Source organism: Marinobacter sp. AC-23 (assembly GCF_001858325.1).
In the GTDB taxonomy this organism is placed as follows: Bacteria; Pseudomonadota; Gammaproteobacteria; order Pseudomonadales; family Oleiphilaceae; genus Marinobacter.
Genome location: NZ_MBPP01000019.1, coordinates 19,898 through 44,909, shown reverse-complemented (window position 1 = coordinate 44,909; position 25,012 = coordinate 19,898). Strand labels below are relative to the sequence as shown.

Genomic DNA, 25,012 nt, shown 5'->3' with positions numbered 1-25,012 from the left:
ATGTACCCAGTTCCCGCCAGATAATGCCGGGCTGCCAGCAGGAAAGATAGACCATGACGGATCAGAAAAAACCTGACCAGGCCACAACCTCCGAAAAACCTTGGGGTGGACGCTTCAGTGAGCCCACCGACGCGTTTGTCGAACGTTTTACCGCATCCGTAGGGTTTGACCAGCGCTTGTATCACCACGATATCATCGGCTCCATTGCTCACGCGACTATGCTCGCCGAGGTGGGAGTACTCACCGTGGATGAGCGCGACAGCATTATCGATGGCCTGAACGGAGTGAAAACAGACATTGAGGCAGGGCGCTTTGAGTGGTCCATAAGCCTTGAAGACGTTCACATGAATATAGAAGCCCAGTTGACCAAGCGCATTGGCATTACGGGCAAGAAGCTGCACACCGGGCGCAGCCGAAACGATCAGGTGGCCACAGATATCCGCCTGTACCTGCGCGATGAAATTGATGTGATTGCTGAAGAACTTCGTCGCCTGCAAGCTGGCCTGCTGGACCTGGCCGAGCGCGAAGCCGACACCATTATGCCCGGCTTTACCCATCTTCAGACGGCACAGCCCGTCACCTTTGGGCATCACCTGCTTGCCTGGTATGAAATGCTGGTACGCGATGGTGAGCGCCTGCAGGACTGCCGCAAACGTGTGAACGTGATGCCTCTTGGTGCAGCCGCGTTGGCCGGCACTACTTACCCGATTGACCGCGCTATGACTGCTCGGTTGCTAGGCTTTGATCGGGCCTCAGAAAACTCTCTGGATTCCGTCAGTGACAGGGATTTTGCCATTGAATTCTGCAGTTTCGCGGCCCTGCTGATGACCCATATGTCCCGCTTCAGCGAGGAGTTGGTGCTGTGGGCGTCTGCACAGTTCGATTTTATTGATCTGCCGGATCGCTTTTGCACTGGCTCATCTATCATGCCCCAGAAAAAGAACCCGGATGTGCCTGAGCTTGTTCGGGGCAAAACCGGCCGGGTGAACGGCCACCTGATCAGCCTGCTTACCCTGATGAAAAGCCAGCCGCTGGCGTACAACAAGGACAACCAGGAAGACAAGGAGCCCCTGTTTGATACCGTCGATACCATCAAGGGCTGCTTGAAAGCCTACGCAGACATGGTTCCGGCCATTTGTGCCAAGGCCGATAACATGCGCGTGGCGGCCAAGCGTGGGTTTTCTACGGCAACGGATCTGGCGGATTATCTGGTCAAGAAGGGCATGCCTTTCCGCGACGCCCACGAAGTTGTAGGCAAGGCGGTGGCCTTTGGTGTTGCTGAGAAACGGGATCTTTCTGATATGACGCTGGAAGAATTGAAGCGTTTCTCTGACACCATCAGCGAAGATGTGTTTGATGTGCTCACGCTGGAAGGCTCGGTTCAGGCCCGTGACCACCTTGGCGGCACGGCGCCCGCTCAAGTGCGAGCGGCTGTAGGCCGTGCGCGCAAGTTGCTGGAGGCTGATTCCCTGAAGCTTGCGCCCCTGAGCTTTTTTTGCGTAAGCTCGGGGGCTTAGCCGCCAATCCGCCCGGTGGGGAGGTCAACTGCCGCCGGCGTCAGTTCTGCCAGAGGCTTGGGCGCGCCAAGCCTGAACCCTTGGCCGAAATGAATGCCCAGGTTCCTGACCTTTCTGAGAATGTCGTCGTTCTCAATAAAAGTTGCTACGGTTATTTTTCCCGCTTCCTGAGCGATCCGATGCAGCGCTTCTACCATGATCTGCTGAACCGAATCGTCTCCCAGCCTGAACATCAGGCTGCGGTCCAGCTTGATGACATCTACCGGTAGCTTCGCCGCAAGCCTGAAACTTTCCACAGAAGCGCCGGCACCATCCAGTGCTACGCGGCAGCCAATCCGATGCAGGGCATCACATAGCACGGCAACTTCATCCGGGTATTGAGTTGCGTGGGGTTCACGGATTTCAAGGCAGAAGGATTCTGGCGGGTAGTTTGAAACTCTGAGCACAGATTCCATGAAGTCCGCAAAGGTGTCATCGAGCACGCTAGCCAGGGAGAGGTTAAAGCCGCAATATTTCAGCCTGGGCTTCAGTAGCCGGTGCTCTCCCAGCCAGGTAAGAGTTTGCAGTATGACCTGCCGATCCAGCCGTTTGGCCAAATCAAACCGCTCTGCGACCGGCAAAAACTGGTCAGGCTGCAGCCAGTGCTCATGGGCGCTGTTTCCGGGAATTCTGGCGAGAATTTCGATGTGATCACCCCAGGTAACACTGGCAACCGGCTTGAGTGGCTGGAATTCCAATATCAGCGCCTGTTTATCCAGAGCTTTTCGGATCTGGGCGACCAGCTCATTGCAGTCGCTGTGATCTGATTCAGGCCGAGATGCGTGGGCAGTATGAACCCGGTTGCGCCCGGATGTTTTTGCATCGTGGCACAGGTCTGCAGCTTGGCCCAGCAGTTGTTCCGGGTCGCAAGGTGTGTCCTTGCCCATGACCAGCAAACCACCACTGGCGGTGGTTTGCAGTTGATGGCCTTGCCATTCAAAAACGAAGCTGCGAATGAGGTTTAGAATGTCATCTGCGAGTTTGCGGGCTGCAGGTTCTGTGCAGTTTTCAATGAGCAGCGCGAAGGTGTCGCCGGACAGCCGCGACACCGTATCCTGTGGCCTGCTCCGAACATCGAGAATGCTGGCCAGTTCTCTGAGGTAGCGGTCGCAGGCTCCGTTACCTGCCAGGCTATTGAAATGCCCGAATGCATCCAGGTTTAAATATAGAAGGCTGCGATCGGTTGCCTCTCCGTTCTTGTATTCCATGCTGCGCTGAAGGCGGGCTGTGAATTCTCTCCGGTTGGTTAACCCGGTTACCGGGTCATGCCGATACCGATATTCACTGTCGCCTGTGTTGCTGGCGCGGTTACTGATATCGCTGGCCACAACGACTGCGCCCGTGGTTTCACTCTTGACGTCATCCCTGTGCGTGCTCTTGTCAGCGTTCTGGCTTCCAGCCTGGCGGTCAGTAAGGCGCTGGTAGTGGAACTCGTACACAGGCCATTCACCGCTTTGCTGGGTGATAGGCATATCCACAATAAAGCTGTCTTGCTCGAAGGCTCGTTGCCAGAGCTGTTCGGCGAGGTGCCGTTCATTTGGGTGTTTTTCCAGTAGCCGGCTCAGGTTGTCACCACCCGGGGCGTTGCGCCGAAGATGCTGGCGAATAACCTGGCGTAGGGCGCGTTGAAGTGTAGCAAATTAAGGTTTTTATCTACGGCGGCTACCAGGCCAGGGCTGGCTGCCGTGGTGGCGCTCAGGATTTTTTCAGCCCTTGTGCGGGCCTGGTCACGATGCATTTCGCCTGTGCGGTCAACCAGAGTGCCACCGAGTTTGCGTACCCTGCCACCTGTTTTGAGAGCGCGGCCGTTCAGGGTTGCGCGGATCTTTTTGCTCTTTGCCGTGAGTAGATCCAGCTCGATAGTAAAAGGTGCACCTGTATGCGCAGACCTGCGAAACAGAGCCCGAATACGTCCCTGGCCTCTTTGGCAGTAAAACAGTGCCTGTTCAGGCGTAATATCTGCACCTGGCCTTAGTTCCAGTATTCGGTATACGCCTTCTGTCCAGGTAATTTGGTTGCTGGCGATATCCAGCTCCCAGACCCCGAAACCTGCGGCGCTTTCAGCAGAGCGCAGCAGGCGAGGGTCTATCTCGGAGTTTTCCTGTTGTGTAATGTGGGCGTTGGCGGCTTCGTCTGAATCGCGCATGCTGACACGTAATGAAAGGCTTGCTGTATAGAAAAAGCCTTCTTTGTGGCGGAAAGTGACCAACACAGTCTGGCCGTTTTCTATGCGGTGCCGGTTCACTGGTGCAAAAGGGTCGTCCTCTCTTGAGGCCAGAACCTGATGCACCATAATGCCTTCCAGATCACTGGCATCGTAACCGAGTACAGTCTCGGCGTTATTGTCAGCGAATAACACCTTGCCTTCGTCGTCAATACGCAACAGGGTTTGGCGACCGGCGCCGGAGGGTGTGTCGGCACGATAACGCTGTATGACAAACTCTTTCACTGGGCAGGACCTCGGGTTTTCTGAAGCGTATTCCGCTTTTATTCTTCTAACGGTTTTGCCACGATGAGTTCATCATACTGATAATTAAACCGGAAAGAACCTCTCCCCGGGAGCTACCGTGACCACTCACGCCTCACCGATTGCCCTGGATTTTGAAGAGGGTATTGATCGCAAAACCCTGCGCCGATTGCGGGATAGGTTTCTTGTGGTGAACTGCCAGCGCTGGGAAAGAGCACACTCGTCGCTCACCTATCGGCAGCAAGTGGTGTTGGAAATTCTGCCTCTGGCCTTTCACACCAACCACCCGGCCTTGCCCGGCTATCTGGATGCGGGCTGCCTTATGGCCTGAGTCACTATCAACCAGATTCGGCAGCTACAAGTGCCGCACGGCGGCTGGCGCGCACCTTTAGCATACGAGACGAAGGCAAGCGCCGGGCGGACATAGAGGCACTTTTTCTGATGGGTAGCCCCGGCACATTGGGACATTCTGTCGCCAGTGATCTGGATGTGTGGTTGTGTCATCGGGACGATCTTCAGGAGCTGGGAGTCAGGCACCTTGAGCGTAAGGCGCAGAGGTTGACAGAGTGGGCGTCTTCTTTTGGCATTGAACTGCATGTGTTTGTGTTCTCTGCAGCCGACTGGCGGGATGGTCGGCAGCGTGCAGAGGTGAACGGCGAAAATTGTGGAAGTGCCCAGCATTACCTGCTTTTAGATGAGTTTTACCGCACCGGAATCCACTTAGGCGGGTGCTACCCGCTGTGGTGGCTCGTCCCATCGGAACAGGAAGGTCGCTATCGAGAGTGTGTAAACCGCCTGGTGGATTGCCGATTTATTCGCGACGACGAATATATCGATTTCGGCGCCGTGCCGGCTATACCGGCCGAAGAGTTTTTGGGCGCGGGTATTTGGCAGCTCTATAAGGCTATTGATGCGCCTTGGAAGTCGATTCTGAAGATTTTTCTTATCGAATGTTACGCGCAGACTCAAGAACAGCCGGTGCTGTCACGGGTGTTCAAGCAAGCAGTGTTCAGCGGTGTGACGGATGTGGATGTTCTGGATCCGTATGTGATGCTCTATCAGAGGCTTGAGCAGTGGCTTGCAGCGTCGGGGGCTGGGGCCAGGCTGGATCTGGTGCGTCGCAGCTTGTATATCAAGGCCGGGTTACCGCTGACTCGCACTGGAGCGGCGGGTGAGCAAGGTGGGGAGTTTTGGCGGGCCCGACTGCTCCGAAGCCTTGTGACTGGCTGGGGCTGGCAGAAAAAGCAAATGGAGGCGCTGGATAACCGTCAGCTCTGGCGCGCAGAGGAAGTGTCTTCCCTGCGCCGCGCGGTGGTGTCGGAGCTTACCCACAGCTATCGATTGTTGTCGAAAATGGCCCGGGATCACGGCGAACAGTCAGCGATAAACGCAAACGACATCAACCTGCTGGGCCGTAAACTCTACGCAGCGTTTCAACGCAAGGCTGGCAAGGTTGAGCAGGTTAATCCGGGGCTTGCACCTTCGCTGGCAGAGGAGAATTTAGCCTTTCATCATCAATCAGAACAAGGTGGGGGCGGAGATGGCTGGCTCTTGTACCGGGATCTGGAAGACCCCTCGGATGCCTTCTGGCAACCGGTTATTCGCCGCTCTGGAAATCTGGCTGAATTGGTTGTCTGGTGCTACTGCAACGGCTTGCTGACCCGCTCCACTCGCCTGAATGTTCGCTCTGGGCAGGGCGGTGCCTCTATCAGTGAACTGCGGGAAATGCTGGATGCACTTGCCGGATTTGTGCGGGTTCCTGTGGCACCGGCAGAGCGAGAAGCGCTTGCTCTTGGTATTCGCCCTCTGCGCAACCTTTTGTTCATCAATGTAGGCGTTGATCCGCAGTCGCATCTTACAGAGCGAGGGTTGCACAAGCTGAGCGCCCGGCACGATTCGCTGGGTTTCAGCGGCGGGCGAGAGAATCTGGTTGTTACCATCGATCAGGTCAGCGTGAACAGTTGGCATGAGGTGAGCCTTCAGCATTATGCATCGGGAGACACACTGATACAGTGTTTGAAGAATGTGCTCGCATCGGTTGCGCTCAACCCCCGTACAATTCCAAGTGTTGAGGTGCACAGCCACAACCGGGGGCACGGCGGCGCTATCGCCCGGCGTGTGCAGGAGCTGTTTACGGATGTGTTGCGCCAGTTCTTTGCGGGTGGCTCCGGCCCGCACCCCCTGCGTTATGTAATAGAAATGGATCGCCGTTACTTCCTGTTGGAGTTTAGTGGCACGGAACCTGGCTTTATTGCTTTGGAAAGCCGGGCGGCCTTAATGGAGTGCCTGGCCCAGTCCCGGGGCGCTTATCTACCTGTGGTTTTCGACCGTTATGCATTGTTAGACGAGCCGGCCGTGCGTGCAGCCTGCCAGACCAGTGAACCCAATAGTATTCAGGTGTTTTATACGGTTCGTGGCGAGCGAGCGCAGGTTTTGGTGATTGATGAACGGGGTTCGCTGTTCGGATGGAGTCAGCCTGTTACCAGCCGCCGATACTTGCTGGCGCCTCTGTTGCGCTTTCTTGATAACTTGATAGAGCGCCGCACCTTGCGCTTTAGCGAGGTACCCGTGGCGCTGGCGGGCGTGCGATGTTACGAAATGGCTGTAACTGACGGGCTCTGGCGTCCGGAGTACCGACCACAAACGGATGCCGGGGTGCCTTTGCCAGGGTTTGAGGTGCAAGCTGTAGGTATTCAGGAGGGTGATAGCCGGGTTCGTTTTGATCTGTTCTGTGGCGAGCAAGAATTTACGGTGCTGCAGTATGGTGATCAGTTGATTCCGGCTGTTGCTCACTACATCCACTCACTGCGACAGAGCCGTGATGGCTATCTGGTCTATCTCACGGATGTGCATCTGCCCCACGACCTGGATTCAAGGGTGTATCAGCAGGATATACAGACCAGCCAGTACCTCTATTACCGCTCCGCTCTGGAGGATGCGCTTAACCGTGAGCTGGAGGCATTTCGATAACCCGCCGGCCTCGCCGTGCGGTGGGCGGGTCAGGTATACTTTGGCCATTATGAACTCAGAGGTGGTAAGTATGCGCGCGTGGACACTGCCGATCGTGATTCTGGTTATGGCGGCTGCACTTGGTGGCTGCGGCCAGAAAGGGCCGTTATACCGGGAGAATCCGCAAGCCTCGTCCAGGCCCGCAGGGCAGCCAGCCAGCGCCGGAACACAAAGTGAGCGTCCGGACGACCGCAACGGGAATGCTGATGCAAGTGCTGAATAGTCCCGCGTATACCCGCCACCGCTAAACGACTCAGGAACCAAATGGATCATTTTAACTACCGCAACGGCGAGCTTTACGCAGAAGACGTGCCTGTCTCCACCATTGCAGAGCGCTTTGGTACGCCGGCTTACGTATATTCCCGGGCGACTCTGGAGCGCCATTACCGGGCCTACGATGAGGCACTGACAGATCGCCCGCTCCTTGTATGTTACGCCGTCAAAGCTAACAGCAATTTGGCCGTTCTGAATGTGCTGGCGCGTCTGGGTGCCGGTTTTGACATAGTTTCTGCCGGCGAACTGGAGCGGGTTCTTCGAGCAGGAGGCGATGCTGGCAAGGTTGTGTTTTCTGGCGTGGGTAAACAGGAATGGGAGATGCGCCGGGCTCTGGAAGCCGGCGTTCGCTGTTTTAACGTGGAGTCCGACACCGAGCTGGATCGGCTTAACGCGGTGGCTGGAGAGCTAGGGGTTAAAGCCGCGGTTTCTCTGCGTGTGAACCCGGATGTCGACGCAGGAACCCACCCTTACATTTCTACGGGCTTGAAAGAGAACAAGTTTGGGATTGATATAGCAGAAGCACTGGCTGTCTACGCCCGGGCTGCAACACTGCCAAACTTGGATGTCAAAGGTGTGGATTGTCACATTGGTTCGCAGCTTACGTCGGTGACTCCATTTTTGGATACGCTGGATCGCGTGCTGGAACTGATTGACGCGCTTGCGGACAACGGCATTCACATCCGGCACTTGGATATGGGTGGTGGTTTGGGCGTAACTTACAATGATGAACAGCCGCCTGAGCCGTCTGAATATGTTAAGGCTCTGGATGAGCGCATTGGCGACCGGAAGCTGGAGCTGATCCTTGAACCGGGTCGCTCTATTGCGGCCAATGCCGGCATACTGATTACCCGGGTGGAGTTCCTGAAGTGCACCGAGCATCGTAATTTCGCGATCATCGACGCCGCCATGAACGATTTGATTCGCCCGGCATTGTATAGCGCTTGGCAGGCCATTGTACCCGTGCAGCCTCATCAGGATGCAGAAGAAAAAATCTGGGATTTGGTTGGCCCAGTATGCGAAACCGGGGATTTTCTGGGCAAAGACAGGCCACTCCAGCTCAAAGCAGGGGATCTCTTGGCGGTGCGCTCCGCGGGGGCTTATGGTTTTGTGATGAGCTCCAATTACAATACCCGTAATCGTCCGCCAGAACTGATGGTTGATGGCGACCAGGTGCACATTGTCCGCCATCGCGAGACAATTGAGGATCAGCTTGCTCCAGAAAACTGCCTGTCGGAATGAGTGGAGGGCACGAGATGAGCCAGCCGCGCCATAATCAGGGGCCACTGCTCCGGTTCAGCAAAATGCACGGACTGGGCAACGACTTTATGGTGGTTGATGCCATCAGTCAGCCATTTCGGCTGCGCCCGGAAATGATTCGGGAACTGGCGGATCGCAACATGGGTATCGGTTTTGATCAGTTGCTGGTAGTTGAGCCCCCGGGGCTGCCCGATGTGGATTTCCGTTACCGGATATTCAATGCCGACGGTTCTGAAGTCGAGCAGTGTGGCAATGGCGCCCGGTGCTTCGCAAAGTTCGTGCGCGACCAGCGCCTCACGAATAAAAAGATCATACGTGTCCAGACCGCCGGAGGAGTGATTGAGTTGCGGATGGTCAAAGACAGTGTGGTAATGGTCAATATGGGGGTGCCTGAGCTAAACCCGTCTGCCATTCCTTTTGCGGCAGAATGCCGCAAAAATGTGTATACCGTAGAAGCAGGCGCTGAAACGGTTGAGCTCAGCGCGGTTTCGATGGGCAACCCCCATGCGGTTATTGTCGTTGAGGACGTGGATACAGCGCCGGTTGCAGAGCTTGGGCCGCGTCTGGAATGCCATCCGCGATTTCCATCACGGGCCAATATCGGTTTTTTGCAGATAATCAGCCGGAACCATGCGCGCCTCAGGGTGTATGAACGCGGCTCGGGCGAAACCCTTGCCTGTGGAAGTGGTGCCTGCGCGGCGGTAGTCGCCGGACAATTGCGCGGCTTTCTCGACAAACGTGTGGAAGTGGACTTGCGAGGGGGCCGGTTGGTCATTGAATGGCAGGGTGAAGGGTCGCCTGTTATGATGGAAGGGCCTGCCACAAGTGTATTTGAGGGGCAGTTGAGACTGCCCGGTGATTCAAGTGGTAGCCGGCGAAGAAAAACCAGTCGCCCACATAAGCAACGGATCTGACAGCCAGGAGAGCACGATGACAGACCAAACGGCCCACCAGAAGGCCGGCGAGCTCACCCGGGAAGCGGTGGCTGAGTACCTGAAAAGCAATCCTGACTTTTTTGTCGATCAGGATGAGCTTCTGCGTAGCCTGACCCTACCCCATGACAGTGGCCGGGCCATTTCCTTGGTTGAGCGCCAGGTACACCTGTTCCGCGAGCAGCGTGACACGCTCCGCCATGAACTGGTTGAGCTGGTGTCCATTGCCCGCCACAACGATCGCCTGTTCGAAAAGAGCAAACGGCTACTGATGCAAGTCATCGAAGCTCGCAATCTTATGGATATGGCATCCGCCATTGATGACAGTATTCGCGGCGATTTCGGGTTGGACGCGGCATCGGTGATCCTGTTTACCGATGCAGAGGTGGCCGGCAGTTCCCAGGGAGCGCTTCATGTTGTGAGCCCTTCGGAGGCTCATGACCGCCTTGGTAACCTTTTGGAAGGCAGCAAAGCGGTGTGTGGACAGTTCCGTGAGAGTGAGCGGGCATTCTTGTTCCCGGGTCGGGATGTGCCCATTGCGTCGGTTGCCTGGTACCGTTGCGCCACGATGATCTGGTAGGGGTTTTCGCAGTTGGCAGTTGTCAGCCTGGCTACTTTGATCAGAGCATGGGGTCGCTGTTTCTCAGCTACATCAGCGACACGCTAAGCCGGCTATTGCCGCCCATGATTCGGCGCCACACCTCGGCTGTTCCGGTAGCCGATCTTGCGGCTGAGTCGCGCTAAAATGACCGTTGCGTCCGTGCCAGCTCAATTGACGGATGAGCTGAGCGGGCATATGGCAGGCTTTATACAGCACCTGGCATCGGAAAAACGCCACTCACCCCGAACCTGCGAAAGCTATCATCGTGATCTAAATCGGCTTGCGGCTTGGCTTGTAGATCAACACATTGCCCAGTGGCGGGCCGTTAGTGGCTATGATCTGCGCCGCTATGTTGCAAACCTCAGTCGCCAAGGGTTAGGCGGTCGCAGTATTGCCCGGCATCTGTCGGCAACAAGACGCTTTTATCAGTATCTGTTGCGGGAGCGACAGGCCACGGATAACCCAGCATTGGACATTCGCGCGCCAAAAAGCGGCCGGCGCCTGCCTGGCGTAGCCGATGTGGATCAACTCAATTATCTTCTCGATGCCTCACCGGATGACCCCCTGGAAGTGCGCGACAGGTGCATGTTTGAATTAATGTACTCATCTGGCTTGCGCCTGGCGGAACTGGCCAGCCTGGATCTCAATGCAGTTGATAGCGAAGCTGGTGAAGCACGGGTTGTGGGTAAAGGAAGCAAAACACGCATACTTCCTGTAGGCCGTAAAGCGCTGAAGGCCATAGCTCAGTGGCTGCCCATTCGCGCAGAGCTGGCACCGGAGGCCGAGGGGGCCTTGTTTGTAAGCCGCCGTGGAGACCGTCTTAGCCATCGCAGCGTTCAGGCTCGGTTGAGCCGTTGGGGGGTTGTTAAGGGGGCCGATCAGAAGCTTCACCCGCACATGTTGCGGCATTCGTTTGCCAGTCATATGCTCGAGTCCAGCGGCGATTTGCGAGCGGTTCAGGAGTTGCTGGGCCATGCGGACATAGCCACCACACAGATCTATACTCATCTCGATTTTCAGCATTTGGCTCGGGTGTATGACCAAAGCCACCCGAGGGCGCGCCGGCAAAATCCGCGTAACGACGAGCAAAACTCCGAACAAGAAGGAAGTGCTTAATGTCATCGGATCAAACCTGGAAAGAAAAATACTTCCAGGAACTTGAGTCTGCGGAACAGCGTGAAGAGCAGTGGAAGGCTGAACGTAATTCGCTGGAACGTATGCTGGTGCGAACCAGTCTCGCCTCTGAAGGTCAGGCACCCGAGCTGGATCGCCTGCTTGACCGTGTTCGATCCGACTTACGCAAGAGAAAGGTTGATGTGAAGAGCTGGCGGGAGCTGCAGGAGCAGATCGACCGCCAGGTCGCCCTTCTGGATGAAGCGCCTGCCCGTAGTGACCAGAATCACCCTTGGCCCCCTGCCGGTACCCGCGCGGAACCAGAGGCCGCAGATAAAGCCGGTGCGCTAGATAGCGTGGCTGTTGAAAGCCACCACAGCCAGCGGCTCTGGATTGCTCGGCGGGTTGGGCACCTCCTGGGCCACTTGCTTGGTCAGGTTTCCCTGGAGGCAGGCGCTGAAAGGCAGGCGAGAAGCCTTCAGAAGGCTCTCCTGGCCAGCGACAATTGGGATGAATTGCGGGACGGACTAAATCAGGTCGCCGACTTGGTTGTTGTCGCCGTTACTCGTAGTCAGAGGGAGTTCGAGGCTTTTCTAATACGCCTCGATGAGCGTCTTCAGGTACTGCAAGAGCACTTTTTAGTACAGTGCTCGGCGCAGACTGGCCGCGAGGACGCAGCAGAAACTCTGGACCGGAATATCCGTGAAGAAATCGAGCAGGTTAGCCTGCACATTGATGCCATGGACGATATTCATGGGCTGAAGCGGTCCGTCAGTAGTCACTTGGAATATATTGGCCAGGCAGTTGGCCGTTTCCGGCTTGAGGAGGCGGAACGGGAGCAAATGCTCTGTGAGCAGCTGAAATCCATGCAGGAAAAAGTGGCGGTTATGGAGGCGCACTCGGAACAAATGCAAGGGCAGGTTCGCAAAGAGCGCGAACGAGCCATGACAGACCTGCTTACCCAGCTGCCCAATCGCGAAGGCTGGCAGGAGCGCTTGTCTTTCGAGTTTAATCGGTGGAAGCGTTATCAGTACCCGCTGACTGTTGGCGTTCTGGATATCGATCTTTTTAAACGTGTAAACGATTCCTATGGACATAAAGCGGGTGACAGGGTGCTTCAGCTTGTGGCCAAGGAGCTCATGACCCGTTTGCGTAACACCGACTTTGTTGCCCGTTATGGCGGCGAGGAGTTTGTGCTGCTGTTCCCTGAGACTTCGCCCGAGGACGCCAAAGCAGTAATGGACAAACTTCGAACGCACATCAGTGCGCTGCCGTTCCATTTCGGAGGCGAACCTGTAACTATTACCTACTCTGCCGGTCTCGCCGCCTTTACTCCGGGGGATACTGAAGAGCTGGTTTTCGAGCGGGCCGATCGTGCGCTTTATGTTGCCAAGGATGCGGGTCGTAACTGCGTAAGAATTGGTCAGCCAGCTGTCTAGTAGGCGGTCTGCACGTACCCACGTATTTATCCAAAAATGAAGCGCAACGTCTGAGGCTATAGTAGTGAAGGCCATACTCCTGTTTCTATCCTGCTGGCTGTTATTGGTGTGTCCATCCCCGGCACTGGCAGACCCTCCCCAGGCATCGCCAGCACCGGTCCTAGGGAGCAAGGACTTACGCTGGGTCAGTGAGCAAGAAGTGCTGCGAGTGGGTGTGCGCGCAGGCCAGGTACCGCTGGTGTTTGATACTGGGAACGGAAATCTGGAAGGCACTTACGTTGACTATCTTGCCCGGCTTTCAGACAAGCTTGGCCTCCTGATTGAGCCTGTGGTAATCAGCTCGGCCTCCAATGCCGGGCCGGTGCTCGATGAACCTGTAATTGATGCGCTTTTGACCACCAGGCTGCCGGGCACACCTGTGCCTGCTGGCACGCGCTTTACCAGCCCGTTGATGACACTCACTTATGGTCTGTTTATCAGCGCGGGAGATTCCTCAATCCGTTCGCTGACAGATCTGGAAGGCAGCCGTATAGCTGTTTTGGAGGGCGACCCCAACCAATACAGCATGCTTGACTCTGTTGAGAGCTTTACGCCTGTGCCGGTGCAGAGCCTGGGCGAGGCTGTTAGCCAAGTACTATCTGGCCAGGCGGATGCGTTTCTTGGCCCGGTACCGGTAGTTTCCGACTACCTTCAGTCAGCCATGATCAACGGTATTGGTTTGTCGGTGTTGCTGGATCAAAAGTCAGTGGACGTGGTACTTCAGGTTGATGAGAGCGACGAGCCCCTATTTAGGTTCTGGATCAAACCGTGGATGCGATAAGCCATAACGAGCACCGGGTTATCCGGCAATCGTGGCTTGAGGTGGATCTTTCCGCGCTGGAACAAAATGGCGTAGAGCTCTCGGCCTCTGATGTTGACTGGCTTAAGCGCCATTCCGCTCTCAAGGTTGGTTATCGCTCTGATTGGCCACCGTTTGAATACGAACAGGATGGCCGAGCCACCGGCCTGGTACCCGATCTTGTTGCGCGCCTGGAAAGCCAGCTTGGTGCGCGGTTTGAAAACAAGATTTTGAAAAACCGCGTGGTTGCAGAACAGGCCCTTGTTTCCGGGGAGGTGGATATTTTGCCCGGACTGTCGCGCACACCCCGAACTGAAGACTCGTTTTTGTTTACCCGGGCCTACGTGAACGTGCCGATTGCCCTGGCCATTCGGGATGATGGGCGCTTTATCGGAGACTTGAGGGAGCTGCGCAGTGAGCGTGTCGGTGTGGTCAACCGGCATGCTGCTCACGATTACCTGCTTATCAACCATCCGAACCTGGATCTTTACCCGGTGGCCACGGTAGAGGATGGACTGTTGGCGCTTTCCAATGGCGATCTCGATGTCATGGTGACCCACATTCCAGCGGTTAGCTATACCGTTGCCCGGCTTGGGCTTTCTAATCTGAGAATCACCAGTATCACACCTTATCAATACGATCTCCGGCTCGCGGTTCGTAAAGACAGCCCGGAACTTCACCGTATACTGAACAAGGCCCTTGGTAGCCTGAAGCCTGCCGATACCGAAGCTATATATAACCGCTGGATTCATCTCGATATTGAGCAAGAAGCCGACTACACCGTGGTGCGGCGGGTTGTTCTGATCGCCCTTGTGGTCGTGCTCATTTTCCTATATTGGAACCGTAAGCTATCGCGGGAGGTGGACGAGCGTATCCGTTCTGAAAATGCGCTGCGCCGGAGTGAGGACGAGCTGAGGGCTGCCAAGCTGGAAGCGGAGCGGCTGGCCCGAGAGGCAGAGGCTGCCAGCCGAACCAAGAGCGAATTTTTAGCGAATATGTCTCATGAAATTCGCACACCCATGAACGCCGTGATTGGCTACAGTGATTTGCTGAGCAACAGTGTGACAGACCCGCAGCAGCGCAACTATCTGGATGCCATTCGAGCGGGAAGCCGCAGCCTGCTGATGCTGATCAACGATATCCTTGACCTCTCCCGCATAGAGGCCGGGAAAATGCGGCTGGACTACTCGCCGGTATCCGTGCGCCGACTGCTCGATGATGTTCGCCACATCTTTGATCTGCGAGCGCGGGAGCAGGGGATTACCCTGGAGGTCAGCGTGGGTTCTGATATGCCTGTTGCCATGATGTTGGACGAAACCCGTTTCCGGCAGGTGTTGTTTAATCTTGTAGGAAACGCCATCAAGTTCACTCATGAAGGCGGAGTTGCAGTGAGAGCAACCGTGCTGCCGGTAAAAGGCGCAACCGAGGACGTATCAGAGCATCAGAGCTATAGGCTTATGGTTAAGGTAGAGGATTCCGGGATAGGGATCCCCACGGATCAGCGCGATCGCATTTTTGATGCATTCGAGCAGCAAGAGGGACAGAACACCCGCCGTTACGGAGGCACAGGTCTTGGTCTGGCTATTAGCCGTAAATTGGCGCAAATGATGGGCGGCGAGTTGAAGGTGGAAAGTGAGCCAGGGCGTGGATCCATTTTTACCCTCACGTTGCCTAACGTTGTGGCAACGGGCGAGCAGGCCGAGGACGGTGGCGAGACCAAGGAATCTGAACGGCTGCTGGCACAGACTCTGAGCATTCAGGAGCGAGGCTGGCTGAGAGAACAGCTAACGGCCGATTTTGGCGACGAATGGGAAGCTGTGCGGGAGAGTGGCGACCCGGAAGAAATGCGGGAGTTTGCCCATCGTGTGTTGGAGTGGGGACAACGTTATCGTTCCCGATCGGTGACTCGCTACGGTGAGAAACTGATGGCTGATGTAGAGGCGTTTAATCTGGATGCGGTCAACGGTGCGCTTGAAGCGTTTCCGAAACTGCTGGGGCGAGAGGAGTAAGCAGTCTTGCTGACCGATGTATGGCAGATTTACAAACAGTCGAACTGAGAGCGACGATCAAAGGCCACAGAAACCATGTCGTAGCCCGAGTCAGACAAGCTGCGAACCAGTTCGCGGTCTTTTAGCAAGGCCATACATACTTTGTGAACGCTGGCCTGGAGCTTCTCGGAGGCTTGCTGGCTGGCTGCAAGGCGAAAGTCTACGATCAGGTACTTGCGCTCAAGAACCGAAGTGACAGGAATGTCTTCACGCTCAACGCTTTCATATCCGATGTAAGTAGCGTGATCCTGGGCGAATACCTGGCTCATTACTATGTCCAGATTCTCTGCCTGAGCGGCTGGTGCAGCAAGCAGTGAAACCACGGCTGCCGCAAAGGTCAGATTCTGGATGTTCATGATGTGGGCTCCCCGGAAAAGCGTTCCGGATTGAGTGTAACAGATTGTAATGGTTCGTTACGGTTGATTATTGCAAAGACTGTCAACTTTTGCGCGAAGGCTGGCCGATTTTTTTCAATTGTTTGCAGTTTGCATTAATTAGCAGGTGTGTTTTGAGCGCAAGGGCTCCCCTGGCGGTACCCTATCAACTATCATGAAACGAAATCGACGGTAGGAGAGTTGCCCATGTTTCAGCTCGTATTCAAGGGTGAGTGTGCCCCAGGTACAGATATGGCAACAGCACGGAGCAATGCCCGGGCGCTGTTTAAAGCCAGTGTTGAGCAAATTGAGCGCATGTTCAGCGGTAGTCCAGTGGTGATCCGGAATAAACTGGATGAAGAGCAGGCAGAAAAGTATAGGGCGGTGCTGAAAAAGCACGGCATGGTTGCCTATGTTCAGCCCATGTCTGGCAATGCGGCCCATAACCAAACAAAGCCAGCGCCAGCCGCCACGCCTGCCAGCGCGATACCTGAGCCTGTGAAGCCGGTCTCCGCCACTGCGAATCCGCAACACAGCACCGGCGCACCGGGAGTTGAGCCGGGTGATCGTTTAACGGTGGCTGGCGATAAGGTAGATGACATTCTCGCAGGGTCAACGCTTGGGCTTGACCCCGTTGGTGTAACGCTCGCAGAGCCAGGGGAAGCACCGCCACCTATGTTCCAGCACCTTGATGACTGGACTTTGGCGCCCGCCGGAAGTGATATAGGCATCGAGCGCGACCTGCCACCGCATGTGGTGCCGGATGTGTCGCATCTTTCGTTGGCAGATAACGAGTCAAAAAAACAGTGAGCGTGGAGTGTGTGGGGTTTATCAGGTTTTGAAACGGCTTTCGGTATTAATTCTCGCCTGTCTGGCTATAGCATTCTTCATACCACTCGCTGCAGCGGCCAGTGATACTCCAACGGATCGTCCTCGGGTGGGGCTTGTACTCAGCGGTGGCGGCGCCAAAGGTATGGCCCACGTAGGCGTGCTTCGGGTGTTGGAAGAAATGAATATCCCGGTGGATATGGTGGTGGGCACCAGCGCCGGCTCAGCGGTGGCCGCACTCTATGCTTCTGGCATGTCAGTCGCGGAGATTGAGCGCCGGTTTATCGAGATGGACTGGCTGTCGAGCTTTCGGGACGACCCAGGTCGGGCCTACAAGCCATTGCGCCGCAAGCAGGGCGAGTGGAGATACCCGGTAACACCGGGCCTCGGCGTTAGTCTGGAGGGTCTGCACTTGGGTGCCGGCATTATCGCCGGTCAGAATCTTGGTTTTATTCTAAACGAACTCACCCATAACGTTGCCTTGGTTGAAGATTTCGACCGCCTTCCCATCCCCTTTCGCGCGGTTGCGACCGATCTGGAAACTGGGCGCCTGGTGGTGCTTGGCAGTGGCAATGTTGCGACCGCCGTACGCGCAAGCATGAGTATCCCCGGAGTGTATGCTCCGGTGAAGCTGAATGGCCGTTTGCTGGTTGATGGCGGAGTTGCGGCTAACCTGCCGGTCAGTGTCGCCCGTGATATGGGGGCCGACGTTATTATTGCGGTTGATATTACCGACGCATTGTTGGGCCCCGATAATCTGCGAGAGGCGTTCTCCATATTCGGCCAGCTGACTACGATCATGACCCGGCGTAATACGGAGCAACAATTGGATTTGCTCGGCGACAGGGATGTGCTCATCCGGCCGGATCTTGAAGGCCAAAGCTCTGCAGATTTCTATAACGCGCCAGTATTATTTGAGCTTGGGGCCAGCGGCGCCCGAGCTCATGCGGTAGAGCTGAATTCCCTGACGGTAGCGAACGAGGCTTGGCAGGCATACCGGTCAAGGTTGGCCGCTGCGACCCCAAGTGCAGGTGTTGTCGCCGGCATTGAGGTAAAGCATAAACGCCGCCTGGGCCGGGAGTTTCTTCGGGAGCGGATACGACAAAAAATCGGCGAGCCTCTGGATGTGAACGCACTGGAAGCAGATCTAAAGCGCATATACGGGCTTGGTTATTACGAAATTGTGTCCTATTCCCAGACGCCATCCGAGGATGGAACGCAGCTCACCATTGAGGTTCAGGAAAAAAGTTGGGGGCCTAATTATTTATCATTTGGCCTGAACTACGAGGATAATTTTGATGGTGATACGCGCTTCAATCTTGCATCTTCCTACGCATGACCGAGCTTAATGAACTGGGCGCCGAGTGGCAAACGGGTGTGCAGCTTGGCACGGAACCACGTGTTCGCACACAGTGGTATCAGCCGCTTGATTACGGGTACGAGCGGTTTTTGGTGGCGGGAGCGCAGTATTCACAAGATACATTCAGCCTCTATGATACCGAAGGTGAGCGTGTTGCTGAGCTAGACGTGACGTTCCGCCAGGTTGACCTTGGCTTGGGTATGGAGTTGGGCGGTAATGCCGAGGTGAGGTTTGAATATGTCCGAGGGTACGCCACCGTGGACCAGCAGCTTGGTGCGGCCGCCGTGCCCGAGGACGCGGTGCATCAGGCAACGTCAATCTGCAATTGGTGCACGACTCCCTGGATGATGCGTTCTTCCCCCGCGGCGGAGCATTTGCCGGAATCCGGGGGCGTGTCGAGCGAGAAGACCTGGGTTCTGACCGGCATTTCGATTCGGTAACCGGAATGGCGCTCGGCACGGGCAGCTGGAAAGGTTTTACCCTCACGGGGCTGCTTTTTGCCCATACCGTCACCCGGGGCGAACCGGGGATTGAAAATGCAATTCGTCTTGGAGGTTTTCGGCGCCTGTCTGCGTATGCACCTGGTCAGATCACTGGCAATAGTGCGGGTATGGCGTCGGTTTATGCCAGCCAGGCATTTGGGGGGCCTATAACGCCATGGTTTGCAGGTATGGGGTTAGAGGCAGGAAACGCTTGGGAATCACTCAGTGAAGCCGGCTGGAATCGCTCCGTGAAATCCTGGAGTGTGTTTGCCGGCCTGGATACTTTTTTGGGTCCGGTGCAGATTGCAACTGCCTATAACAACCAAGACAACTGGGTAGCCTACTTGAATATTGGTTTCTCGTTCACTCAGTTGTTCTATTAGGGTGTTGCGGCTTCACGTACTTGCTGGCATTGCTGAATAGCATAGCGATGCAGAAGTGAGGCCAGCTTGTCTTCGTCCCTGTCCCTGATTGCGCCAATGGACTCCCGCATGTGCGCCAAGTTGTCTTCCAGTACACGCTTGCCACCGCGCTTGAAGGCGACGAAGGCGCAACGCCTTGCTGAGGGCCACAGATCATCGATTGCTGCGACAATAAAATAATTATCGGCATAGGCCAAGGAAGCCTTGGTGTATTCAATCCCCAGATCCAGAAACGCCATCAGGTCATTTTTATTGAAGTGATCTTCCATCTGTTGGTACAGGTGTTCCAGTCGCTCCAGATCTTCAGGCCGCCATTGTCTGGCAAGTTTGCGGCCTGTGTGGGTGAGATATAGCTCCAGTGTCTCGTAAAGGCTGCGCACAAAATAATCATCAAGGTCGGTAACAAATGCGCCTTTGCGGGCAACGTTGTTCACTAAATGGCGCTTTTCGAGAAGCAAAAGGCCTTCCCGAATGGAGCCGTTGCTGACTTCCATTTGCTTCGCCATGGCGGCTTCGTAAATTCGCTCACCGGAATCAAGCTGGCCGAAAACAATCAGGTTTTCGATATGGCGGGCGACCTGTTCGGTCAGTGTTACTTTGGGTTTGAAAGCCTTCATGGATGATGTTCACTGGGCTGGGTTGACTGCATGAGGAAGAATAGTCGCATATTCACCGGTTGCTGAGCCAGCGTGCCACAGCACTCGAAGCTAGATTACAGTAGAGGGGCCAGCAGGCGAACTGCGCGGCAGGTTAGCCGGAACATAATGGAGCGCCCTTCATAGTCCTCCTCCGTCATTTTCCGGCAATGGGAAAGGTCTTCTGTAAGCATGGTATCCACTTCGGAAACAAAAGGTTCTGAGGTGACTATCGCGATAATCTCGAAGTTCAGGCGCATGGAGCGGTTATCCAGATTTGCAGTGCCTACAGCGGCATAGTGATCATCTACCAACACAACCTTCTGATGCATAAAACCAGGCTGGTAACGATAAATGCCAATGCCAGCTTGGCTGGCTTGCACCAAATAGGAATACGCGGCAAGGCGAACAAGCAAACTGTCTGACTTTTCCGGAATCATGATTCTCACGTCCACTCCGCGAAGTGCCGCCAACTGCAGCGCGTTCACAATCTGAACGTCCGGAACAAAATACGGTGAAGCAATCCAAATGCGGGACTGTGCATTATTGATGCAATTCAGGAAAAACAGTGTGCAGGTTTCCCAGGTATCTGCTGGGCCTGTTGGTAGTACAAGAACGCGCTCATCACCTCGTACCTTGTCTTTCGGGGCCCAATCCAAGTCCGGGAATTGATTGCTGGCCCAGTTCCAGTCTTCCAGCCAGGCAAGCTGGAGCCCTGTAACGGCCGGGCCTTCTATTCGGCAATGGGTATCCCGCCAAGGCTCCTGATCTATTGCGGTGCCCAGGTATTCGTCGCCCAGATTGATGCCGCCGACAAAACCAATCTTGCCGTCGCAGACCAGCAGCTTTCGGTGGTTGCGGAAGTTGATCTGAAACCGGCGGCGCCGGATGTTGCCATCGCCAAAAGAGGCAACCTTGGCGCCGGCTTTTGCCAACTCTGTCAGGTAGGCCCGGGGCAGCCCGACGCTGCCTACGTCATCGTACAGAAACCATACCTGCACACCTTCTGAGAGCTTTTGCTCAAGAATTGTCTTGATGCGTTGGCCAATCTTGTCTGAACGTATGATGTAGAACTCAAGAAGGATATAAGACGTTGCGTTCTCCATGGCCCTGATCAAAGCGTCAAACGTCGCCTCTCCATCCCGTAGCAACGTGCACTTGTTGCCCTCGGTGAAGGCTGGCGCCCGAGCTTGCAAAGAACCTGAAGCTCTTTATCAAGCTGTTGTTGGTCGGGCATGGAGAGAGATGTGGTCTGCTGTTCAAAGCGGTTAAGGAGGGCCGTAAGAGATTGATCCCCCATGCGTCGCGCTTTGATATATCCACCAAAGCGTGAGCGGCCGAAGACCAGGAACAGCGGCACGGCAACATAAGGCAGGCCGAGCAAACTGATAATCCAGGCGATGGCGCCTTGGGTAGTGCGGTAGGTCAGGAGAATGCGATAAATGCAGGCAGCCGAGCCCAGATAAAGCAGGCTGACAGCGATGGCTAGTAACGATGTGTCTGGCATCATTCGTCCGTTTCCTGGCTGAGGTGCTGGGCGCGGTACTGGGCGGGGGCAGTGCCGGTCCAGCGTTTGAACGCGCGGCTGAATGCGCTCAGTTCAGAGAATCCCAGAAGAAAGGCGATTTCCCCCAGGGCGTAGTGATCAGATGCGACGTAGCGCATCGCCTTATCCTTACGTACTTGCTCCACAAGCTCATGAAAACCAAGCCCTTCTTTTTTAAGCCTCCGGTACAACGTCTGACGGCTCATATGGCACTGTTTGGCCAGAGTGTCTGCGTCAATTTTGTCGGTCGACATCTGACGCGATATCAATCTGCGGATTTTTCGGCCGAACGATCGCCGTGTCTGTATGCGCGCCAGCAGTCCGTTGACCTGCTTCAAAACGGCGGAATACACATAAGGGTTGCGGTGTGGAATCGGATGGCTCATGTGGCGTATGTTGAAGGCCAGCCGTGTGGCAGGCGCGCCAAAGGTCACCGGCCCTCCCAGTAGTTTTTCATATTTGTCGGCATAATCCGGGCGCGTATGAGCAACTTCTGCCCACTCAGCGTGTATTCCGGAATAGATAAAATGTCGGGTTCTGCACAAGGCAGCGGCAAGTGTGCGGTCCATGTCCTGACGGCAGTAGTGCTGTGGTGAGTCCGCCTGCCAGGTTAGAATGGCGTGTTCGCCAATCTGCTCAAAACTCAGGCTCACCGATTCGTTGATCAGGCTGTGTAAGCGCACATACTGGGTTACTGCTTCGCCCAGAGTGTCGCAATTGAAGAATACGTGCCCCACCAGCCCCATTCTATCTGGATCAATAACCTGGCCTGCGTTCAGACCTACCGCTGGGTCGCCGGTTACTTTTTCGGCGTGATCCCATAGCTGGTAATGCGCGTGGGCCGGTACGCGTCTATCGGGGTCCTCAAGCGTTGAAATGTCCAGGCCGGTAAGTTGCTCAACGCGTTGCCTATCCAGAACACCCTGATGGTGCAGGTAATGAACCAGTGCCAGCGTGCTGGACGCAGCAACGAAAGGCGTCTTTTTGGTGTCCGTAGTCGCAGAGGTCACATTAATCGGCTCATTAACGAGTTGTCATGGATGCTGATACAAAATGTCAAACGAGTGGGACAGTCTGTCAACGGGTTCTGTCTTCTACAACGATAGCATCTAACCATCAGGTTGAAGTAATGGAAGACGCACCAGGAGGTGTTTTATGACACAGGATATTTTCGTACCGCGCACTGAGCTTGAGCGTAAAAATGTAATGGCACTTGCAGAATATCTGCGCGGTATTTATTACTGCTAAGTGCTCAGCAAAGAAGTCTATGACCTTCAAACCGGGCACTGCCCGGTTTTTTTTGCCTGTAAGAAACGCCCATCTGCATTCCTCCCCTTGCTCGCCCGACTGGCAATGTTAATGTATCAGCATCTAAACATTGTAGTTCCTAACGGAGACGGCCCGCCCATGAGCGCAATATTGAATCACAGAATTACAGGAGAAGGCGCCCCCCTTATCTTGTTGCACGGCTTGTTTGGCGCACAAGAAAACCTGGGCGCTATTGCCCGGCAGTTTCATACACAGTGGCAGGTACACGCCCTGGACTTGCGTAATCACGGTAGCTCTTTTCATACAGAGACAATGGATTACCCCTCCATGGCGGAGGATGTGCTTGCGTATATGGACGAGCAGGGAATAGACAAGGCCTGCCTGCTGGGGCACTCAATGGGCGGCAAGGTTGCGATGCAGATTGCGCTACAAGCACCGGAGCGTGTTGAAAAACTCATTGTTGCGGACATTGCGCCGGTGTCTTACAAAGCTGGGCACGACGCTATCCTTGAAGGCATGAAGCAGGTAGATCTTACAGGTGTGCGCTCCCGCCGGGATGCCGATAAACAGTTGGCTGAGTTTGTCGAGGCAGCCGGAGTTCGGCAGTTTTTGTTGATGAACCTTGAACGGATTCCGAATGAAAAACAGTCAAAAGACGGCCCGGTATATCGGTGGCGGCTTAACCTAGAGGCGATCGACGCCTGTTACGCCAATCTGGCGGCCGCGCCAGAAGCCGGTACTCCCTATATGGGGCCGGTGTTGTTTTTGAAGGGCGCCGATTCGGCCTATATTCAGGGAAAACACCGAGAAGAAATCGACCGGCTGTTCCCGGAAGCTAAGGTGCGCATCATAGAAGGCGCTGGGCATTGGCTGCATGCTGAGAAAACGGATACCTTTGTGGCGTTGTGCCAGCAGTTTCTGAAAGGCCAGGATGGCGGCTAAGCCTTTAAAATAATAAGCAGACGGGTTGAGTGTATGAAGTGGTTGATGGGTGGGTTCCTGGTTCTGGTTGTTTTGCTGGGTGGCTTTGTTTTAGCGCCATCTCCTATTGATGCCAAAGCGTGGCAGCCACCAACTCCGGAGGCCATGACTGGCTTGCTGGCGCCAAATGAACACTTGCGCGAAGCAGAACTGCTTGCAAAGGGACAGGTTTATGGCCCGGAAGACACCGCCGTTAACTCTGAAGGCGTGGTTTTTGCTGGAACCCAAGACGGGTACATTGTGCGAGTGTTTCCGGATGGCCAGGTTGAAAACTGGCTATCTACCGGGGGCCGGCCGCTGGGCATGGTGTTTGATCAGAACGGAAACCTGATCGTCGCCGATGCCTGGAAAGGTTTGCTCTCCATCGCGCCGAATGGCGAGATTGCCGTGCTTGCCAGCGAGGCTGAGGGCACGCCGTTCCGGTTTACCGACGACGTTGATATTGCCCCTGATGGTCAGATCTATTTCACCGACGCCAGCTCGCGCTTCTACCAACCGGATTACCAGCTCGATCTTCTGGAAATGCGGCCCCATGGCAGATTCTTACGTTATTCTCCTAAAACAGGAAAGACCGAGGTTTTGCTGGGAGACCTGCACTTTGCCAACGGCGTTTCCGTGGCGCCAAACGGTGACTCGGTGCTGATTAACGAAACCTGGAAATACCGCATTTTACGCTACTGGATAAACGGCTCAAAAGCCGACCAGACCGAGGTTTTCGCAGACAACCTGCCCGGGTTCCCTGACAACCTTGCGGTGGATGATCAAGGCCGGTTTTGGGTTGCGTTCCCCACACTCCGTAATGCCAGTATTGACGCCTTGCACCCCAAGCCCTGGCTCAAAGAGTTGGTGGCCAAGTTGCCGCAAAGCCTGCAGCCGGCGCCTCAGGAATACGGCCTTGTTGTGGCATTCGATGATGACGGCACTGTGATCGCCAGTCTTCATGACACCCAGGGCAAGCACTTGCAGGAAATTACATCGGTTAACCCCCACGGCGAAGACCTGTATTTTGGTTCTCTTCATAACGACCGTATCGGGCGGATGTCGTTTCAGACTATTCCGGGCCTTGGGGATCAATAATGACAGAACAGAAGCCAATGCAATGGGATCTTCCGGACCCGTTCACTCTTGAAATTCTAGTGAGTGAAGAGGATACCGATGAGCTTGGGCACGCCAATAATGTGGTCTATGTGCGCTGGCTGGAAGACATCAGTTGGGCGCACGTTAAGAGTCTGGGCATGACGTGGGAGCTGCATGAGGCCACCGGTAAAGCTATGGCGATCACCCGCACAGAGATCGACTACCTGGCCTCTGCAAACCCAGGTGACCGTTTAATTATGGGAACCTGGCTTACAGGGTTTGATGGCCGCTTCCGTTCCGCACGGCAATTTCAATTGGTGCGCCTTGTCGACGGTAAAACTCTGGTGCGTGCTGTGTCGACCCACGCATGTGTGGATCTGAAAACCCAGCGTCCCTCGCGCGCACCCCAAGAATTTGCCGATATATTGAAAGCGGCCTGCGTGACTGGAGGCAAGGGGTTGTAGCCTGCTTGAGTCACTATTGCTGCCAACATCTGTTAGTC

20 protein-coding genes and 3 pseudogenes are annotated in these 25,012 nt (G+C 55.3%); 17 read left to right on the top strand and 6 right to left on the bottom strand.

Features of this window, described 5'->3' with window-relative positions:
- The first annotated feature begins 53 nt into the window (after positions 1–53).
- Positions 54–1,517 (top strand): argininosuccinate lyase, encoded by a 1,464-nt coding sequence (argH, locus tag BCA33_RS07480; protein WP_071264666.1) that lies wholly within the window; start codon positions 54–56, stop codon positions 1,515–1,517.
- On the opposite strand, the gene BCA33_RS21535 is transcribed toward argH, so the two are convergent.
- Both BCA33_RS21535 and BCA33_RS21530 read right to left on the bottom strand, forming a co-directional pair.
- Positions 1,514–3,028 carry an EAL domain-containing protein gene (locus BCA33_RS21535; RefSeq protein ID WP_254774256.1) on the bottom strand — a complete coding sequence of 505 codons (1,515 nt, stop codon included), beginning with the start codon at positions 3,026–3,028 and terminating at the stop codon, positions 1,514–1,516. The genes argH and BCA33_RS21535 overlap by 4 nt on opposite strands.
- Positions 3,029–3,117: 89 nt before the next feature.
- Positions 3,118–4,005 carry a PAS domain-containing protein gene (locus BCA33_RS21530; protein ID WP_254774249.1) on the bottom strand — a complete coding sequence of 296 codons (888 nt, stop codon included), beginning with the start codon at positions 4,003–4,005 and terminating at the stop codon, positions 3,118–3,120.
- A gap of 118 nt (positions 4,006–4,123) precedes the next feature.
- Here BCA33_RS21530 and BCA33_RS21525 point away from each other — a divergent pair, with 118 nt between their 5' ends.
- From BCA33_RS21525 to BCA33_RS07435, 9 genes and pseudogenes are all read left to right on the top strand, one after another.
- Complete coding sequence (locus BCA33_RS21525; RefSeq protein WP_254774248.1) at positions 4,124–4,354, top strand: hypothetical protein; 231 nt, start codon at positions 4,124–4,126, stop codon at positions 4,352–4,354.
- Positions 4,339–6,993, top strand: a complete 2,655-nt coding sequence (locus BCA33_RS07470; protein WP_368087223.1) for a class I adenylate cyclase — start codon at positions 4,339–4,341, stop codon at positions 6,991–6,993. The genes BCA33_RS21525 and BCA33_RS07470 overlap by 16 nt, the downstream gene beginning before the upstream one ends.
- Before the next feature lie 70 nt (positions 6,994–7,063).
- A complete protein-coding gene (locus BCA33_RS20210; protein ID WP_139172939.1) occupies positions 7,064–7,255 on the top strand; it encodes a lipoprotein in 192 nt (63 codons plus the stop codon).
- Positions 7,256–7,296: 41 nt separating this feature from the next.
- On the top strand, positions 7,297–8,547 hold the full coding sequence (lysA, locus tag BCA33_RS07460; RefSeq protein ID WP_071264662.1) for a diaminopimelate decarboxylase: 1,251 nt from the start codon (positions 7,297–7,299) through the stop codon (positions 8,545–8,547).
- Between the two features lie 14 nt (positions 8,548–8,561).
- Positions 8,562–9,479: a diaminopimelate epimerase gene (dapF, locus tag BCA33_RS07455; RefSeq protein WP_071264660.1), complete on the top strand. Its 918-nt coding sequence runs from the start codon at positions 8,562–8,564 to the stop codon at positions 9,477–9,479.
- Between the two features lie 16 nt (positions 9,480–9,495).
- A pseudogene (locus BCA33_RS07450) lies at positions 9,496–10,241 on the top strand (DUF484 family protein).
- 1 nt (position 10,242) lies between these two features.
- Positions 10,243–11,214 (top strand): tyrosine recombinase XerC, encoded by a 972-nt coding sequence (xerC, locus tag BCA33_RS07445; protein WP_175469727.1) that lies wholly within the window; start codon positions 10,243–10,245, stop codon positions 11,212–11,214.
- The gene (locus tag BCA33_RS07440) at positions 11,214–12,650 is read left to right on the top strand and encodes a GGDEF domain-containing protein (RefSeq protein ID WP_071264658.1); all 1,437 of its coding nucleotides are present in this window, start codon (positions 11,214–11,216) and stop codon (positions 12,648–12,650) included. The genes xerC and BCA33_RS07440 overlap by 1 nt, the downstream gene beginning before the upstream one ends.
- 64 nt (positions 12,651–12,714) lie before the next feature.
- Positions 12,715–15,497, top strand: a pseudogene (locus tag BCA33_RS07435) (transporter substrate-binding domain-containing protein).
- A gap of 29 nt (positions 15,498–15,526) precedes the next feature.
- Here BCA33_RS07435 and BCA33_RS07430 read toward each other — a convergent pair.
- Complete coding sequence (locus tag BCA33_RS07430) at positions 15,527–15,892, bottom strand: hypothetical protein (protein ID WP_071264656.1); 366 nt, start codon at positions 15,890–15,892, stop codon at positions 15,527–15,529.
- Positions 15,893–16,117: 225 nt separating this feature from the next.
- On the opposite strand from BCA33_RS07430, the gene BCA33_RS07425 reads away from it, so the two are divergent.
- The 4 genes from BCA33_RS07425 (at position 16,118) to BCA33_RS21510 (ending at position 18,963) form a co-directional block, all read left to right on the top strand.
- Complete coding sequence (locus BCA33_RS07425) at positions 16,118–16,720, top strand: hypothetical protein (protein WP_071264654.1); 603 nt, start codon at positions 16,118–16,120, stop codon at positions 16,718–16,720.
- A gap of 127 nt (positions 16,721–16,847) precedes the next feature.
- Positions 16,848–18,077, top strand: coding sequence for a patatin-like phospholipase family protein (locus BCA33_RS21520; protein ID WP_254774247.1), 1,230 nt, complete (start codon positions 16,848–16,850; stop codon positions 18,075–18,077).
- A complete protein-coding gene (locus BCA33_RS21515; protein WP_254774246.1) occupies positions 18,074–18,538 on the top strand; it encodes a hypothetical protein in 465 nt (154 codons plus the stop codon). The genes BCA33_RS21520 and BCA33_RS21515 overlap by 4 nt, the downstream gene beginning before the upstream one ends.
- A gap of 5 nt (positions 18,539–18,543) precedes the next feature.
- Positions 18,544–18,963, top strand: a complete 420-nt coding sequence (locus BCA33_RS21510) for a hypothetical protein (RefSeq protein WP_254774245.1) — start codon at positions 18,544–18,546, stop codon at positions 18,961–18,963.
- Here BCA33_RS21510 and BCA33_RS07415 read toward each other — a convergent pair.
- From BCA33_RS07415 to BCA33_RS07405, 3 genes and pseudogenes are all read right to left on the bottom strand, one after another.
- On the bottom strand, positions 18,960–19,619 hold the full coding sequence (locus BCA33_RS07415; protein ID WP_071264652.1) for a GntR family transcriptional regulator: 660 nt from the start codon (positions 19,617–19,619) through the stop codon (positions 18,960–18,962). The genes BCA33_RS21510 and BCA33_RS07415 overlap by 4 nt on opposite strands.
- A 95-nt stretch (positions 19,620–19,714) precedes the next feature.
- Positions 19,715–21,144 (bottom strand): annotated as a pseudogene (gene cls, locus BCA33_RS07410) (cardiolipin synthase).
- Positions 21,144–22,193, bottom strand: coding sequence for an AraC family transcriptional regulator (locus BCA33_RS07405; RefSeq protein ID WP_071264650.1), 1,050 nt, complete (start codon positions 22,191–22,193; stop codon positions 21,144–21,146). The pseudogene cls and the gene BCA33_RS07405 overlap by 1 nt, the downstream one beginning before the upstream one ends.
- Positions 22,194–22,590: 397 nt before the next feature.
- Between BCA33_RS07405 and BCA33_RS07400 the strand changes: the two genes are divergently transcribed.
- Genes BCA33_RS07400 through BCA33_RS07390 form a run of 3 tightly spaced genes read left to right on the top strand, consistent with a single transcriptional unit; the run spans position 22,591 to position 24,974 of the window.
- Entirely contained in the window at positions 22,591–23,394 is an 804-nt protein-coding gene (locus tag BCA33_RS07400; RefSeq protein ID WP_071264649.1) for an alpha/beta fold hydrolase, read from the top strand.
- A gap of 33 nt (positions 23,395–23,427) precedes the next feature.
- Positions 23,428–24,510: an SMP-30/gluconolactonase/LRE family protein gene (locus BCA33_RS07395; RefSeq protein WP_071264647.1), complete on the top strand. Its 1,083-nt coding sequence runs from the start codon at positions 23,428–23,430 to the stop codon at positions 24,508–24,510.
- A complete protein-coding gene (locus tag BCA33_RS07390; RefSeq protein WP_071264645.1) occupies positions 24,510–24,974 on the top strand; it encodes a thioesterase family protein in 465 nt (154 codons plus the stop codon). The genes BCA33_RS07395 and BCA33_RS07390 overlap by 1 nt, the downstream gene beginning before the upstream one ends.
- Positions 24,975–25,012 lie beyond the last annotated feature (38 nt).

Bases quoted from the DNA above. Each gene is read 5' to 3' on its own strand.
- argH (WP_071264666.1), top strand. From the start codon at position 54: ATGACGGATCAGAAAAAACCTGACCAGGCCACAACCTCCGAAAAACCT.
- BCA33_RS21535 (WP_254774256.1), bottom strand. From the start codon at position 3,028: ATGCCTATCACCCAGCAAAGCGGTGAATGGCCTGTGTACGAGTTCCAC.
- BCA33_RS20210 (WP_139172939.1), top strand. From the start codon at position 7,064: ATGCGCGCGTGGACACTGCCGATCGTGATTCTGGTTATGGCGGCTGCA.
- lysA (WP_071264662.1), top strand. From the start codon at position 7,297: ATGGATCATTTTAACTACCGCAACGGCGAGCTTTACGCAGAAGACGTG.
- dapF (WP_071264660.1), top strand. From the start codon at position 8,562: ATGAGCCAGCCGCGCCATAATCAGGGGCCACTGCTCCGGTTCAGCAAA.
- xerC (WP_175469727.1), top strand. From the start codon at position 10,243: ATGACCGTTGCGTCCGTGCCAGCTCAATTGACGGATGAGCTGAGCGGG.
- BCA33_RS07440 (WP_071264658.1), top strand. From the start codon at position 11,214: ATGTCATCGGATCAAACCTGGAAAGAAAAATACTTCCAGGAACTTGAG.
- BCA33_RS07430 (WP_071264656.1), bottom strand. From the start codon at position 15,892: ATGAACATCCAGAATCTGACCTTTGCGGCAGCCGTGGTTTCACTGCTT.
- BCA33_RS07425 (WP_071264654.1), top strand. From the start codon at position 16,118: ATGTTTCAGCTCGTATTCAAGGGTGAGTGTGCCCCAGGTACAGATATG.
- BCA33_RS21515 (WP_254774246.1), top strand. From the start codon at position 18,074: ATGACCGAGCTTAATGAACTGGGCGCCGAGTGGCAAACGGGTGTGCAG.
- BCA33_RS21510 (WP_254774245.1), top strand. From the start codon at position 18,544: ATGGCGCTCGGCACGGGCAGCTGGAAAGGTTTTACCCTCACGGGGCTG.
- BCA33_RS07415 (WP_071264652.1), bottom strand. From the start codon at position 19,619: ATGAAGGCTTTCAAACCCAAAGTAACACTGACCGAACAGGTCGCCCGC.
- BCA33_RS07400 (WP_071264649.1), top strand. From the start codon at position 22,591: ATGAGCGCAATATTGAATCACAGAATTACAGGAGAAGGCGCCCCCCTT.
- BCA33_RS07395 (WP_071264647.1), top strand. From the start codon at position 23,428: ATGAAGTGGTTGATGGGTGGGTTCCTGGTTCTGGTTGTTTTGCTGGGT.
- BCA33_RS07390 (WP_071264645.1), top strand. From the start codon at position 24,510: ATGACAGAACAGAAGCCAATGCAATGGGATCTTCCGGACCCGTTCACT.